Raw genomic sequence first — 14,205 nt, 5'->3', positions numbered from 1 at the left:
AATTTATATTTGACATAATTCTATTAAGAGATATTCTAAATAAATATTGGGAGAGACTATTAAATAATAGCGCCGAAGGAGCAACCACCCCGGAAACTCTCAGGCAAATGGACCAATAATAAACATAACACTCTGGAAAGAGATTTATCTCGCCGATGGAGCAAAACTCTCAGGCAAAAATACAGATGGGGTAAAATGGGTGCTATGAAAGAACAATATACAAAAATACACAGTCTGTCAGTTTCTAATAAATTGTTTAATTTCGTTAATGAAGAATTACTTAAAAATACAAATATTTCTTCAGAAAAATTCTGGGAAGGCTTTGACAGGACAGTTCATGAATTAGCTCCAAAAAATAAAGACCTATTAAGAATAAGAGAAGATTTACAAAAAAAAATAGACAATTGGCACATTGCTAATAAAGGAAATGAAATAAACTTAGAAGAATATAAAAAATTTTTAAAGAAAATTGGTTATCTAAAAGAAGTAGGTCCAGATTTTAAGATTAAAACAAATAATGTTGATGAAGAAATAACTAGTATTGCTGGACCACAATTAGTTGTTCCTATTATGAATGATAGATATGCATTAAATGCTGCTAATGCTAGATGGATGAGTTTATATGACAGTTTGTATGGTACAGATATAATTGAGCAATCTGAGGATAGTGCATCACAAAGATACGATCCTTTAAGAGGGGAAATGGTTATAAAATATGGAAGAAACTTTTTAGAAAAATATTTTCCTTTAGAGAATATAATTATGGGATGGGCAAATATAACTGGCTTTAAAATAGAAGATGGTTCACTTATAATTTGTAAAGATAACCAAGAAACAAAGCTAAAAGATAAAAGTAAATTTATAGGCCACAGAGGTGAAGCTAATAATCCTTCTGCAATAATTCTAAAAAATAACAATCTTCATATAGAAATAATTATTGATCCAAAGGCATTTAGCGCAACACAAGATCCTGCTAAAATTAGTGATATTATTGTTGAAGCAGCAGTTTCAACTATTTGTGACAATGAAGATAGTGTTGCTGCAGTTGATGCTGATGACAAAATAATTTGTTATCGTAATTGGCTTGGGCTCATGAAGGGAGATCTAAAATCAATATTTGAAAAAAATGGTAAAACCTATGAACGTAAATTAAATCCTGATAGGAGCTATATTTCTAAAGATGGAAAGGGATTAAAATTACATGGAAGAAGTTTATTGTTAATAAGAAATGTTGGGCATCTTATGACCAATTCTGCAATTCTTTTAAAAGATGGTTCTGAAATACCAGAAGGTATCATGGATGCTTTCATAACTTCAGCAGCATGTCTTCACGATATAAAGAAAAAAAGTAACTCAAGAAGTGGGTCCGTTTATATTGTTAAACCAAAAATGCATGGTCCTGATGAAACTTCATTTACAGATTTAATTTTTACTAAAGTTGAAGAAGTTTTAGGATTGGAAAAATATACATGCAAAATTGGAATTATGGATGAAGAGAGAAGAACCTCTTCAAACTTAAAAGAGTGTATTAGAACGCTAGAAAATAGAGTATTTTTTATTAATACAGGATTCTTAGATAGAACTGGAGATGAAATGCACACTTCAATGGAGGCAGGTCCTATGATTAAAAAAGGAGATATGAAATCTTCTAAATGGATTGATGCTTACGAAAATAATAATGTTGATATTGGTCTACAATGTGGTCTTTCAGGTAAAGCTCAAATTGGTAAAGGAATGTGGGCTATGCCTGATAAAATGAAGGAAATGATGGATCAAAAAACTGGTCACTTGATGGCTGGAGCAAATTGTGCTTGGGTTCCCTCACCTACAGCAGCAGCTCTACATGCTTTGCATTATCATGAAATAAATATTTTTGATAAACAAAAAGAAATTCAAAAAAGAGTATCTGCAAAACTTGATGATTTATTAACAGTACCAGTAGCAAATAGACCTAACTGGTCAATGGAGGAAATTAATTCTGAAATTTCAAATTCTGCACAAACTCTTTTAGGTTACGTTGTAAGATGGATAGATCATGGTGTTGGTTGCTCAAAAGTTCCCGATATTAATAATGTTGGTTTAATGGAAGATAGAGCCACTTTAAGAATTTCTTCTCAACATATTGCTAATTGGATACATCACGATATTTGTACTAAATCACAAGTTGTGGAGGTGATGAAAAAAATGGCAAAAATTGTTGATGATCAAAATAAAAATGATGGTGCTTATACTCGCTCTGGAAGAGGCAGCTATGAACTAATGTCTGAAAACTTTGAAAACTCAGTTGCTTTTAAAACAGCTTGTGATTTGATCTTTAAAGGTAAAGAACAACCTTCTGGTTATACAGAACCATTATTACATCTAAATCGATTATTAAAGAAATCTAGTCAGAATTAGTTTTAATTCCAGTTCTGTTTTTAAAAGCTGAATATAAAGTTCCATCATCGAGACTTTCTATTTCTCCACCTACGGGTAATCCTTGAGCAAGTTTTGTAACCTTAGTATTAGTTTTTTTTAAACTATCCTCTATGTAATAAGCTGTAGTTTGACCTTCAACTGTCGCACTTGTTGCCAGTATAACTTCTTCAATATTTTCTCTTGAAACTCTTTCTACTAATGAATTAATCAAAAGATCTTCTTTTCTCTGACCAGCAGAAGAAATGGTTCCACCAAGGATATGAAAATAACCTTTATAAATATTTGAATTTTCAATTGACCATTGATCTGCAATGTCTTCAACTACACATATCTTATTATATTTTTCTTTTGAATTTTCACAGTTGTTGCAGCCTAATGAATTAGATTTTAAAGTACCACAAGATTGACATCTAATAACATTTTTATAAACTTGCGCCAGAGTGTTTGCCATTGGCTTTACAAGTTCATCCCTATTATTAATAAGTTTTAATACAATTCTTTTTGCAGATTTAGGACCTAAACCGGGAAGTTTAGAAATTAATTTGATTAGCTCTTCTATCTCATTAATATTTTGCATATTCTTAAAGTGGCCATTTAAAACCAGGAATGCCAAATCCACTTGTAGACTTAGAAATTTCTTCAGATGTCTTAGATTTTAATTCTGATTTTGCATTATTATGGGCTGCCACTATCAAGTCTTCAATTATAACCTTGTTTTCCTTCAATATATCATCCGAAAGATCAATTTTGATCATTTCATTTTCACCATTTAAAGTAACCTTTACAGAATTTGAACCCGATGTTCCTTCTACTTGAATATTTTTTATTTTTTCTTGGCTCTCTTTCATTTTGGATTCTAATTCTTTTGCTTTATCTAAAATTTTTGTAAAATCAGTCATTTTTAAACTTCTTTTTTAGGCTTAACGTCAATAAGTTCTGCATCAGGGAAATTTTTTAAAATATCTTTATAAATTGAGGAATTTTTTACATTTTCTATTAGTCCTTTTTTTTGGTTAATTTCTTCTTCTTTTTTAGATGGCTGTCCTTTGGTTTTGCTGAGACTTATAATCCACCTTTCATTAGTCCATTCAAAAAGTTTTGTTGAAAGGTCTTTGATAAAATCTTTGTCTAAATCTTCATTAAAAGAAATTTCAATTCTTTTATTTTCAAAACTTACAAGGTTAACATTTTTTTCTAATTCATATTTTAATTTAATCTCTTTTTTAGAAGAACATGTTTTTAATAGATCATCAAACGAATTTATAAGATTAGGGTTTGTTTCAATATTATTGTTTTCTTTTTCTTTGATTTCCTCCTCTTGAATAATATTTTTCATTTGACCTATTGTTTCTACTTTATCCTTTATTCCAAATATATCTTCGTTCGTTTTTTTTTGTGAAATAGATGTTTGGTTTTCACTTTCAGCTAGCTGACTACTGTCTTTGTTGTTTTTGTCACTGTCTTGTTTAATGCCTTTTAAATGAATTAATCTAATTAAGAACATCTCCATTGATAAATGTTGATTAGAAACAATATCAAGTTCCTCAAGTGTTTTAATAGTAAATTGCCAAAATAATATTAAAGTTGAATCATTAACTTTTTCTGCAAGATCCTTAATTCTGTTAAATTCTTCATCATTCAATAAAAAATTATTGCCATCTAGATTTAGTGAACCAATATTTTTGAAATAATACAAAAGTTCTAAAAAATCATTAATAAAAATTTTTGGTTCAACACCCTGGTTATATATTTCTCTATAAATGTTGAGAACTTCAGTTTCTTTACCTTCAAATATTAATTTAAACAAATCAATTAATTGAGACTTATCAAAATGACCAAATATTTTTTGTGCTGCCTTTAGATCTAATTCTTTATCTTTATCTAAAGTAAGTAGAGCCCTATCAAGTAACGATAGTGCGTCTCTAACTGAACCTTCAGAGATTTTAACAATTAATTTAAGAGCATCATCTGATGTATTACCATTTTCTTTTTCTTTAATTTTCTTAATAAAATTAAACAACTCTAAAGATTTAATTCTAGATAAATCAAATCTTTGACAACGTGAGACTACTGTAATTGGAATCTTTTTTATTTCTGTTGTTGCAAAGATAAATTTTAAATATTCTGGTGGCTCCTCTAAAGTTTTTAACAATGCATTAAATGCTTGTTTACTAAGCATGTGTACTTCATCAATTATAAATATTTTATATTTAGCAGTAGTCGGGCCATATCTAGAAAATTCAATAAGGTCTCTTACATCATCCACCCCTGTTTTGCTTGCCGCATCCATCTCCAATACATCAATATGATTTGAATTAGAAATGGCATTACAATTTTCACAAAGTTCTTCTTTACACAAACTGTCTATTCCATTCGAGCAATTTAAAGATTTTGCAACAATCCTTGCTGTAGTAGTTTTTCCAATTCCTCTAATTCCAGTAAAAAGATACGCATTAGGCACTTTATTAGCCTTAATAGAATTAGAAATTGTTTCAGCAACAACATCTTGTCCTATAAGGTCACTAAATGTCTGAGGTCTGTACTTTAAAGCTAAAACTTTTGTATTTTTATTCATTATTTATAAAGGAGACTAGAACCTGAATAACTGTCTCTACGACTGCTTCCGTTAAGATCTGGTCGGGTTCAAGCAGTATCCACCTCTAGCCTCCAGAACTATTATAACAGTAATGTTTTCTATTCTACAAGAAAAGTTTCTGAGTTATTTTTCTCTAAACTTATCAGCTTCAAAAACACCTAGTACGTGAAAATCTTGACAATGAAGTCCTAATTCTTCCAAAGATTTTTGAACTTTTGGATCATCTATGTGACCATCTAAATCACATAAGAAAAAGTATGACTCGAATGAATTTTGTTCTGGATAGCTTTGAAGCTTTGTAAGATTAACTCCATTAATAGCAAAACCACCTAATGATTGATACAGAGCTGCAGGCTTACTTTTCAGTTTAAATAGAAAAGAAGTTATATATTTCTTGTCACCAAAATCAGGCTGTAAAACCTCATTGCCCATTACCAAAAACCTTGTGGCATTACCCTCTTCATTCTCAATATTTTTTGAAAGTATTTTTAGATCATAAATTTCTGCACTCAAAGAAGAGGCAATTGCTGCTTCAGTTTTAATCTTAGTTTTAGAAATTGTCTCAGCTGAACCAGCAGTATCAGCACGAATATGTTCAACTAAATTATTTTTTTTAATAAATTTAGAGCACTGTGATAAGCCTTGAGAGTGAGAATAAACATCTTTTATATCACTTAAATTACTATCTGGTTGTCCTAATAAATTATGTTCAATTTTATGAAAATGCTCAGCATAAATATTCAGCCTATACTTAAAAATAAGATATTCGATTCCGATATTTCCTGTAATTCGATTTGATTCGGGAATTATCATTCTCGAGTTTTTATCTTGAGATGTTTTTAAAAAACATTCATCGAATGTTTTACATGGAATTACCTCTGCCTTAGGATCTATTTCTAACGCAGCTAGATGTGAATATGCACCAAATGTACCCTGAAAATAAATTTTACTCATTTTTATGATTTATATTCCATAATTTTTTTTATAGCCAGATAATCTTCTTTTGTATCTACGCCTATAGGAGAAAAATTTGCCAAAGCAACACTGATTTTCAAATTATTATCTAATGCTCTTAGCTGCTCTAATCTATTTTGCTTTTCACTTAATGTTTGATCCAGACTAACAAATTTTTTCAATATATTTGTTTTGTATGAATAGATTCCAATATGATGATAAATATTTTGATTATTTTTTGAAAAACTATCTCTAGTAAAATTTAATGCTTTTGGAAAATTATCTTTTTCTAGTTTTGACTCCGTAATAACCTTAACTACATTTTGATCATTTAACATTTTATCACTTTTAATCTCAGCTGCTAGCGTTCCAATTTCAGAACTACTATTAATCATAAAATTATTTAAATTTATGATATCATTTTTATCAATATTTGGTTCATCTCCTTGTAGGTTTAGTATAAAATCAATATCCTTAATGTTGAGTTTTTCATAAGCCTCAAAAATTCTATCTGTACCAGTCTTGTGAGTGCTTCCAGTTAAAATGGCTCTGCCTCCATTTTTCTCAACATCATCAAGTATTTCTTTATCTTCTGTTGCTACTACGACTTCACCAATATTTGCTTCCTCAGCTTTTTTAAAAACATGAGAAATCATTGATAAATTATCAATTTTTAAAAGTGGTTTACCTGGCAATCTATTTGCAGACATTCTTGATGGAATTAATATTAATGTTTTAGCCATTATAAATTTACCAATTTATGCGTCTAACAGACGCAAAATTAAAAATTAAAAATTAAGTATTTTTTTAATTATCATGTTATATCTGCAAAATAATAATAATTATATGGATTCGTTCGAAGTTAATAAAATTATTGCAGCAGTTTTAATGGTTGCACTACTTGTAATCGGTTTAGGAAAGATTGCAGATGGTGTCTTTCATGTAAATAAACCAGAAAATCCTGGATATAAAGTTGAAGTAATGGGACAACTAGCCTCTACAACATCTCAAGTTGCTGAAGTTGAACAAAAAGTAGATATTGCAGCTATAATGGCTCTAGGCGATGTAGCTTCTGGTAAAAAAATTTTTAAAAAATGTGCGGCATGCCACTCAATAAATAAAGGTGGAAAAAATAAGATTGGCCCTGCATTATACAATGTTGTTGGTAGAGCAGTTGGCGGAGTAGATGATTATAAATACTCTAAAGCTTTAGCTTCATATGGTAAAGAATGGTCATTTGAAGAATTAAATGGATTTTTAAAAAAACCTGCTTCTTATTTAAAGGGAACTAAAATGTCATATGCTGGTTTAAGAAAAGAGAAAGACAGAGCTTCTGTAATTAAATATCTAAATCAAAGCAGTGACAGTCCAAAGTTACTACCTTAGTTTCCCAAAACAATACAATAAAATACTTTTTTGAACATGTACTCTATTCAGTGCCTGTAACCATACTTCAGAATTTTTACCCAAAAAAACATCTCCTGTAACCTCATCTCCTCTTGGAAGACAGTGTAAAAAAGTTGTGTCTTTTTTGGCAAAACTCATCAATTTTGAATTAATTTGGAAGTTTTTAAAATCTTTAATTTTTTTATTTTTATTAACTTTATCATTCAATGAAATCACCTTGTCTGAAAAAATTACATCAGCATTTTTAACTGCTTTTTTAGCATCATTAAAGATATTAATTTTTCTTTTATTTTTTTTAACCCAATCTAATACAAATTTTTTAGGCTCATGGTTCTTAGGACAGCCAATGTTTAAGTTGAAAGAAAATTTAACTGAAGCAGCAATCAGGCTATTCAGAACATTATTTGAATCTCCAATCCAACAAATATTTAATTTAGAAATAGATTTTTTTTTAATTTCTTCAACTGTAAAAATATCTGATAACACTTGAGTTGGATGAGATGATGGGCTTAAACCATTTATTACAGGTATCTTTAAATATTTACTAAATTCTGCTATTTTTTCATCACTATCAGTTCTCAGCATAAAACCGTCTCCATAAGTTGATAAGATTTTTGCTGTATCTGCTAGACTTTCTCCACCTTTTCCTAAATGCAATTCGTTAGCTCTAAGAGTTATGGTTCCTCCACCTAATTGTTTTATTGCAAGATAAAAACTCAATCGCGTTCTCAAACTTGCCTTTTCAAACATTTGAATAAGTAATTTACCTTTTAAAGGTTTATCTTTATCGACTTCTAGAGTGTTATAATTTTTTCTTTTTTGTTTTCTTTTTTTTGCATCAGTGACGATCTTTTTTAATTCTGCTGAAGATATGTCTTTAAGGTTGATGAAATGTTTCATTTTTATTTATAAGTAGAACACACTTTTTTAATGGTATTTATTGCTATATTTATTTCTTCTTTTTTGACATTTAGAGGAGGTAATATTCTAACAACATTCTCAGCTGCTCTAATCGTTAATAATTTATTATTCATTAATTTCTGTATAAATTTTGTTTGGTCATTATGAAGTTGTAGTCCTATTAGTAAACCAATACCTCTTACTTCTTTGATTACTTTAGGAAAATCTTTTCTCAATTTATTTAATTCTGAATGAAAGTATTTTGATAATTTTTTAACATTTGAAAGAAACCCTTTTTTTAATATTTGATCTAAAACAGCATTTCCAACAGACATAGCCAGTGGGTTACCACCAAATGTTGACCCATGAGTTCCAGCTGTCATTCCTGATGCTACTTTTTTATTCATTAAGACTGCACCCAATGGAAACCCACCTCCAATACCTTTTGCAATTGGGACAATATCAGGCTTAATCTTTGAATTTTCAAATGCAAAAAAATTTCCACTTCTACCAATTCCACACTGCACCTCATCTAAAATCAATAAAATTTTTTTCTTATCACAAATTTTTCTTAACTCTTTTAAACACCAATTGGGAATAGTTTTAATTCCCCCTTCTCCCATCACGGTTTCAACCATAATTGCAGCTGTTCTTTTTGTTATTTTTTTTTTAAAATCCTTATGGTTTCCAAATTCAAAATGATCAAACCCATCCACTTTTGGTCCAAAACCTTCCGTCATCTTCTTAGATCCGCTAGCATAAATTGTAGCTAACGTTCTTCCATGAAATGAATTTTTAACACAAAGAATTCTATTCTTTGAAGGTTGTCCTATCGAATAGAAATATCTTCTAGCAACTTTAATTGCAGCTTCTGTAGCTTCTGCTCCACTATTTTGAAAAATAATAAAATCTGCAAAAGTTTTTTTTGCTAATCTTTTAGCTAATTTTTCTCCCTCTGGAATGATAAACGCATTAGAAACGTGCCAAAGTTTTTTTGATTGTTTATTAACTGCTTTTATTAAATATGGGTTTGCATGCCCCAAGGAATTAACTGCTATTCCCTGAACAAAGTCTAAATATTTTTTTCCATTAGTAGAATATAAGAAGCTTCCCTTTCCATATTTAAAGGAAATTTTTCTTCTATTGTAATTTTTTGCTAAAGCACTCATTTATTAAGATTTAATTTTATAACCCTTTTTGTAAAGAAAAAAAGCAACATACCACATAACAATACTTAATATGGTTAGGTAGACTAAACCAACTGTTATCGATCCATCTGATTTTCCTAAGAAGCCATATCTAAACCCATCAATCATATAAAAAAATGGATTTAAGTGGCTAATCTTTTGAAATAAGTCTGGTAGTTTATCTATAGAATAAAATACACCTGATAAAAAACTTAATGGAGTTATTATAAAATTTGTTACAGTTGCTGTATGATCAAATTTTTCAGCCCACAGGCCAGTTATAAAACCAAGACTTCCAAGTATAAATGCACCTAAAAAACCAAATACAAAAATATAAAAAAAATTATAAATTGTGATATCAACTATTAATGAAAAAACAGCTATTGAAATTATAGCTATTAAAAAACTTCTTGTTAAGGCTGCTAGTATTATTGCCATCGACACTTCAAGGGCTGAAAGTGGTGCGTAAAGCATGTCAACAATGTTTCCTTGAATTTTTCCTATCATTAGTGAAGAAACTGAATGACTAAATGATTGTGTTAAAATACTCATCGCAATTAAGCCAGGTGCTAAAAAATTTATAAAAGAATAACCAAGCACATCTCCTCTATTATTACCTAAAGCTAGGGATAAAACTGATAAAAATAATAAACTTGAAACAAGTGGAGATAGTAAAGTTTGTTGCCAAACTGCCATAAACCTGTTGCACTCTTTAAGCCATAGACTTTTAAAGCCGATCCAATTTACAAAGCCAAACTTTTTGACTCCGATGTGATATTTTTTATTCAATTCAACCATAAGTAATCATATATAAATTTTAAAAAAAGATGTGTATAAAACAGAAAAATTCATTGTCTTTTTTTTAATCCTGTGTGATCTGTATATAGTTATAAAAGTTAATTAATATACTAAATGTAGAATATGAGCTGGAACGAAGAAAAAATTAATAAATTAAAAGAGCTTTGGGGTAAAGGAAGCACAGCCAGTCAAATTGCTGAAATAATTGGTGGTATTAGCAGAAACGCAGTGATTGGTAAGGCTCATAGATTAAACCTTTCATCAAAAATTAGGACTAGAAATGCTTTATCCAGTCAAAATATTAACAATAGTTCAGAAGATGATAATTCTAAACAAAGACAAGGAAGAAAGAGCAAGTTCAAGTCTTTGCTTATTGAAAAAGACTTTGAACCAGAGAATCCAAAGAAATTAGAAGAACTAGATGAGAGTTCTTGCAAATGGCCTGTCGGACATCCTGAAGAACAGTCATTTTATTTTTGTGGACGATCATCTCTGAAAGATTTTTCATACTGCAAACTTCATTTGCTATATGCCTATCAGCCAAAAGGAAGAAAAGAAGAGCCAGCACCTAACAAAGATGAAGAGGCACCTCAGTATATTAATAAAAAAATTAATACTGCTTAATAATTTTTTTAAATTAAATTCATCTTATTTCTTATTCTTTCCATCAACTCCTCTGATGAGAGATTTTATTATTAGATATATTAGGAAAGAGAAAATTGAAAATATTAAAAAATAAATAATATTAATTATCATAAGTAATTATACAATTTTAGTGTAAGAAACTCTATTAAGAATTAGCAGGATTATATTTTTTTGTAGAAAATTGTCCACCTTCTCTCCACATATAGCTATATTTTTCTACTTCATTATCAAATACTCTGGTGCTTGGAACTCCAATATCAGCATTGGTTTGATACTTGCCTGAGGGGATATTATCATATTTTAAAAGTGTAAGCTGATCTATTGTTAGAAGTGGCTTTGGAAATAATTGAAATACTTTAGCAGACATAGTTGCTGCAAAAAGAGGTAATGGAACTAGTAATCTTTTTTTACCTATTAAATATAATAATTTTTTTAAAATTTCTTTTAAAGATAAAACGTCAGGCCCGACACACTCTACAATTTTAGAGTAGATATTTTTTGAAACAACATGATAAATAGTATCTGTTAAATCTGAACAATGTATTGGAGTAAATTTAGTCGAACCATTATAATAAAGTGGAAAGAACGGAAGCCTACTTAGTAAAGTCATAAAAGTCGTAGTAAAATTATCATCAACTGAATAAACTACAGAAGGCCTTAATATTGTTGCTAAAGGAAAATTTTTTTGAATACTAAGTTCACCATCTAATTTACTTTTTGCGTATTCTGAGTCTATTGCACTATTTATCCCTAATGCTGATAAATGAATAAATTGCTGAACTTGATATTCTTTACAAAGTTTAGCTAAAATAGATGGAAAAATAGAGTGAATATTTTTGAAAGTATTACCCTTGCCACTTTCATACAAAATACCAATTAAATTAATACAAATATCAGTTTGAGAGAAAAGCTTTCTAATTTTTTTTTCATCAAAGATATTAGCTTCAACAATATCTATGTAGCCTGCATTAGCTTGAGTCTTTATTGCATATCCTTTTTGATGAAGGTTTCTAGTAACCACAGTTACTTTATAATTATTTTTAGTGAGCTTTCTTATTAAATGACAACCTATTTGACCGCTACCGCCAAAAATTAGACAATTTTTTGCTTTCATATATATATAATTAAAAATGAATATTGATATTAAACTTCACAAGAGTGATCTACCAGAAGATTTAGATTTAGGCAATATTATAGCAGTTGATGGAGAATTTATGGGTCTCAATGTTAAGCGTGATCCTTTGTGTCTTATTCAAATATCGACTGGTAATTCTGATGCTCATATTGTCCAGCTCGATAGGGAAAAATATGACGCTCCGAATTTAAATAAAGTTCTTTCTGACGCATCAATCACAAAAATATTTCATTATGGTAGGGCGGACATGGCTCACATAAAACATTACCTAAAAACTGAAACTAATAATATTCTTGATACAAAAATTGCTTCAAAGTTAGCTAGATCCTATTCAGATAGTCACTCACTAAAAACGTTAATTAAAGAATTTGTGAACATAGATGTAAGCAAACAATTTCAAAGTTCAGATTTTGGAGGGGAGCTATCTCCAGCACAATTAAAATATTGTGCCAATGATGTTATTTATTTACATAAAATTCATGAAGAATTAAATAACATTCTTGTAAGAGAAAAACGAGTTGATTTATATAAGAGCTGTTTAACATTTTTAAAAACTAGAGTTGATCTTGATTTGGCTTTATTTAAAGACGATATATGGTCTCATTAAATGGAAAAAAGAAATTATAAAAAAATTGCAAAAAGTGTAATTGATCTTGAAATCAAAGCTCTAAAAAAATTAAAAAATTCAATTAATAATTCCTTTAATGAAGCAGTAGAGTCAATAGCAAATTGTCAATCTAAAGTAATATTATGTGGCGTTGGTAAAAGTGGATTAATAGCAGCAAAAATTTCAGCAACACTTTCTTCTATTGGAACTCCTTCATTTTCACTGTCTGCAAACGACTGTTCTCATGGTGATCTTGGTAGTATTTCAAAAAAAGATATTTTAATTTTGATAAGTTATTCTGGCTCCACAGAAGAACTAAAAAATATTATAAAATATGCAAATCGAAATAGAATTACTCTAATAGGAATAATATCTAAAAAAAACTCAATATTATACAAAGCCTCTGATATCAAACTGCTTATTCCAGAAGTAACTGAGGCAGGTCTTGGTATCGTTCCAACTTCAAGCACAATTAATCAATTGAGTATAGGGGATGCATTGGCAGTTGCCGTATTGAATAAAAAAAATATTAATAAAAAAGATTTTAAAAAATTTCATCCCTCTGGAAATCTTGGTGCACAACTTAGGACTGTTGAAGAATTAATGATCACAGGGAATAAAATTCCTTTCGTAAATGAAAACTTAAATATGAAAAAAGCTTTGCAAATTATTTCAAATAAAAAACTTGGTACTTTAATTGTTCAAAATAATAAGAAAATTACTACAGGAATAATTACAGATGGCCAAATTAGAAGGTTCAATGGAATGAGTAATAATCTCCAAGATTTATCTGTCAAAAAAGTTATGACCAAAAACCCTGTCAGTATTAATCAAGATACTCTTGCTGAAAAAGCTTTATCTATAATGAATGCAAAGAAAATTACCTCTCTATGTGTGCATAAAGATAAGAATATAAAAAAGACTGTTGGAATTTTACATATTCACAACATACTTCAGTCAAACATTCATTAAATGAATAAAAAGACAGGACTACAAGTTTTAATGGTTTTTATTATCATCATCATTTCAGCATGGTTTTATTTAAAATACTTCACTAAAAATTTTGAAGATGTAAAAGACACTCCAGCTGTGGAAAAAATTGATGAAAATCAAAATAGCACCTCAACTTATATTGATGATATTAATTATATTTCTACCGACGCAAAAGGAAATAAGTATCAGATAACTGCAGAGCAGTCAGAAATTAAGATCGAAAACTCCGATATAATGTTTTTAACTAATGTCATTGCTTACATTTTTATAAAAGATTCAGATACAGTCAAAATCACTTCTAATTTTGGTAAATATAATTCAAAAAATTATGATACTATTTTTTCAAAAAATGTAATAGTTGTTTACCCAGGTCATAAAATAACAGGAGAATATTTAGATTTTTCTTTTTTAAGTGATATTGGAACAATGTCTATAAATGTTATTTATCAAGGAGATAAAACAAATTTGTTTGCTGATAAAATAGAAATGAATCTTTCAACTAAAGATACAAAAATTTTTATGTATAATGCTGATGAAAAAGTTCTAATAGAAGGAACAAAATAAG

Annotated in this window: 15 protein-coding genes and 1 riboswitch; of the genes, 6 read left to right on the top strand and 9 right to left on the bottom strand. The window is 29.2% G+C overall.

Annotated features, from left to right (window positions below; genetic code table 11):
• The first annotated feature begins 37 nt into the window (after nt 1-37).
• Nucleotides 38-125: riboswitch (glycine riboswitch) on the top strand.
• 70 nt (nt 126-195) lie between these two features.
• The gene (locus ABXT53_RS00545; RefSeq protein WP_415290735.1) at nt 196-2,397 is read left to right on the top strand and encodes a malate synthase G; all 2,202 of its coding nucleotides are present in this window, start codon (nt 196-198) and stop codon (nt 2,395-2,397) included.
• Here ABXT53_RS00545 and recR read toward each other — a convergent pair.
• The 5 genes from recR to kdsB all read right to left on the bottom strand — a co-directional run bounded on the left by recR (nt 2,384) and on the right by kdsB (nt 6,711).
• Nucleotides 2,384-2,995 carry a recombination mediator RecR gene (recR, locus tag ABXT53_RS00540; RefSeq protein ID WP_415286572.1) on the bottom strand — a complete coding sequence of 204 codons (612 nt, stop codon included), beginning with the start codon at nt 2,993-2,995 and terminating at the stop codon, nt 2,384-2,386. The two genes, ABXT53_RS00545 and recR, sit on opposite strands and share 14 nt — an antisense overlap.
• A 4-nt stretch (nt 2,996-2,999) precedes the next feature.
• On the bottom strand, nt 3,000-3,317 hold the full coding sequence (locus ABXT53_RS00535) for a YbaB/EbfC family nucleoid-associated protein (protein ID WP_415290734.1): 318 nt from the start codon (nt 3,315-3,317) through the stop codon (nt 3,000-3,002).
• A gap of 2 nt (nt 3,318-3,319) precedes the next feature.
• Nucleotides 3,320-4,993, bottom strand: a complete 1,674-nt coding sequence (gene dnaX, locus ABXT53_RS00530) for a DNA polymerase III subunit gamma/tau (protein WP_415290733.1) — start codon at nt 4,991-4,993, stop codon at nt 3,320-3,322.
• A gap of 144 nt (nt 4,994-5,137) precedes the next feature.
• Nucleotides 5,138-5,968, bottom strand: a complete 831-nt coding sequence (locus ABXT53_RS00525; protein WP_415290732.1) for a prephenate dehydratase domain-containing protein — start codon at nt 5,966-5,968, stop codon at nt 5,138-5,140.
• 2 nt (nt 5,969-5,970) lie between these two features.
• A complete protein-coding gene (gene kdsB, locus ABXT53_RS00520) occupies nt 5,971-6,711 on the bottom strand; it encodes a 3-deoxy-manno-octulosonate cytidylyltransferase (protein WP_415290731.1) in 741 nt (246 codons plus the stop codon).
• Between the two features lie 103 nt (nt 6,712-6,814).
• Here kdsB and ABXT53_RS00515 point away from each other — a divergent pair, with 103 nt between their 5' ends.
• Nucleotides 6,815-7,354, top strand: a complete 540-nt coding sequence (locus tag ABXT53_RS00515; RefSeq protein ID WP_415290730.1) for a c-type cytochrome — start codon at nt 6,815-6,817, stop codon at nt 7,352-7,354.
• Here the strand turns inward: ABXT53_RS00515 and argF are convergent.
• From argF to ABXT53_RS00500, 3 genes are read right to left on the bottom strand one after another with little or no spacing between them, the layout of a single operon-like run.
• The gene (gene argF, locus ABXT53_RS00510; protein WP_415290729.1) at nt 7,346-8,275 is read right to left on the bottom strand and encodes an ornithine carbamoyltransferase; all 930 of its coding nucleotides are present in this window, start codon (nt 8,273-8,275) and stop codon (nt 7,346-7,348) included. The two genes, ABXT53_RS00515 and argF, sit on opposite strands and share 9 nt — an antisense overlap.
• Nucleotides 8,276-8,277: 2 nt before the next feature.
• Nucleotides 8,278-9,444, bottom strand: coding sequence for an aspartate aminotransferase family protein (locus ABXT53_RS00505; protein ID WP_415290728.1), 1,167 nt, complete (start codon nt 9,442-9,444; stop codon nt 8,278-8,280).
• 3 nt (nt 9,445-9,447) lie between these two features.
• A complete protein-coding gene (locus tag ABXT53_RS00500) occupies nt 9,448-10,260 on the bottom strand; it encodes an ABC transporter permease (RefSeq protein WP_415290727.1) in 813 nt (270 codons plus the stop codon).
• A gap of 123 nt (nt 10,261-10,383) precedes the next feature.
• Here ABXT53_RS00500 and ABXT53_RS00495 point away from each other — a divergent pair, with 123 nt between their 5' ends.
• Entirely contained in the window at nt 10,384-10,884 is a 501-nt protein-coding gene (locus tag ABXT53_RS00495; RefSeq protein ID WP_415290726.1) for a GcrA family cell cycle regulator, read from the top strand.
• 166 nt (nt 10,885-11,050) lie between these two features.
• Here ABXT53_RS00495 and ABXT53_RS00490 read toward each other — a convergent pair whose 3' ends face one another.
• On the bottom strand, nt 11,051-12,019 hold the full coding sequence (locus ABXT53_RS00490; RefSeq protein ID WP_415290725.1) for a complex I NDUFA9 subunit family protein: 969 nt from the start codon (nt 12,017-12,019) through the stop codon (nt 11,051-11,053).
• A gap of 16 nt (nt 12,020-12,035) precedes the next feature.
• Between ABXT53_RS00490 and ABXT53_RS00485 the strand changes: the two genes are divergently transcribed.
• The 3 genes from ABXT53_RS00485 to lptC are packed head-to-tail and all read left to right on the top strand — an operon-like array spanning nt 12,036 to nt 14,204.
• Entirely contained in the window at nt 12,036-12,647 is a 612-nt protein-coding gene (locus tag ABXT53_RS00485) for a ribonuclease D (protein WP_415290724.1), read from the top strand.
• Nucleotides 12,648-13,619 (top strand): KpsF/GutQ family sugar-phosphate isomerase, encoded by a 972-nt coding sequence (locus tag ABXT53_RS00480; protein ID WP_415290723.1) that lies wholly within the window; start codon nt 12,648-12,650, stop codon nt 13,617-13,619.
• Nucleotides 13,620-14,204, top strand: coding sequence for an LPS export ABC transporter periplasmic protein LptC (gene lptC, locus ABXT53_RS00475; protein ID WP_415290722.1), 585 nt, complete (start codon nt 13,620-13,622; stop codon nt 14,202-14,204).
• The last annotated feature ends 1 nt before the right edge of the window (nt 14,205 follow it).

The sequence above is a fragment of the Candidatus Pelagibacter sp. Uisw_136 genome, from assembly GCF_047720275.1.
In the GTDB taxonomy this organism is placed as follows: domain Bacteria; phylum Pseudomonadota; class Alphaproteobacteria; order Pelagibacterales; family Pelagibacteraceae; genus Pelagibacter.
The sequence above is the reverse complement of the archived record's forward strand: the minus strand, read 5'-3'. Positions and strand labels throughout refer to the sequence as shown.

Bases quoted from the DNA above. Each gene is read 5' to 3' on its own strand.
- ABXT53_RS00545 (WP_415290735.1), top strand. From the start codon at position 196: ATGGGTGCTATGAAAGAACAATATACAAAAATACACAGTCTGTCAGTT.
- recR (WP_415286572.1), bottom strand. From the start codon at position 2,995: ATGCAAAATATTAATGAGATAGAAGAGCTAATCAAATTAATTTCTAAA.
- ABXT53_RS00535 (WP_415290734.1), bottom strand. From the start codon at position 3,317: ATGACTGATTTTACAAAAATTTTAGATAAAGCAAAAGAATTAGAATCC.
- dnaX (WP_415290733.1), bottom strand. From the start codon at position 4,993: ATGAATAAAAATACAAAAGTTTTAGCTTTAAAGTACAGACCTCAGACA.
- ABXT53_RS00525 (WP_415290732.1), bottom strand. From the start codon at position 5,968: ATGAGTAAAATTTATTTTCAGGGTACATTTGGTGCATATTCACATCTA.
- kdsB (WP_415290731.1), bottom strand. From the start codon at position 6,711: ATGGCTAAAACATTAATATTAATTCCATCAAGAATGTCTGCAAATAGA.
- ABXT53_RS00515 (WP_415290730.1), top strand. From the start codon at position 6,815: ATGGATTCGTTCGAAGTTAATAAAATTATTGCAGCAGTTTTAATGGTT.
- argF (WP_415290729.1), bottom strand. From the start codon at position 8,275: ATGAAACATTTCATCAACCTTAAAGACATATCTTCAGCAGAATTAAAA.
- ABXT53_RS00505 (WP_415290728.1), bottom strand. From the start codon at position 9,444: ATGAGTGCTTTAGCAAAAAATTACAATAGAAGAAAAATTTCCTTTAAA.
- ABXT53_RS00500 (WP_415290727.1), bottom strand. From the start codon at position 10,260: ATGGTTGAATTGAATAAAAAATATCACATCGGAGTCAAAAAGTTTGGC.
- ABXT53_RS00495 (WP_415290726.1), top strand. From the start codon at position 10,384: ATGAGCTGGAACGAAGAAAAAATTAATAAATTAAAAGAGCTTTGGGGT.
- ABXT53_RS00490 (WP_415290725.1), bottom strand. From the start codon at position 12,019: ATGAAAGCAAAAAATTGTCTAATTTTTGGCGGTAGCGGTCAAATAGGT.
- ABXT53_RS00485 (WP_415290724.1), top strand. From the start codon at position 12,036: ATGAATATTGATATTAAACTTCACAAGAGTGATCTACCAGAAGATTTA.
- ABXT53_RS00480 (WP_415290723.1), top strand. From the start codon at position 12,648: ATGGAAAAAAGAAATTATAAAAAAATTGCAAAAAGTGTAATTGATCTT.
- lptC (WP_415290722.1), top strand. From the start codon at position 13,620: ATGAATAAAAAGACAGGACTACAAGTTTTAATGGTTTTTATTATCATC.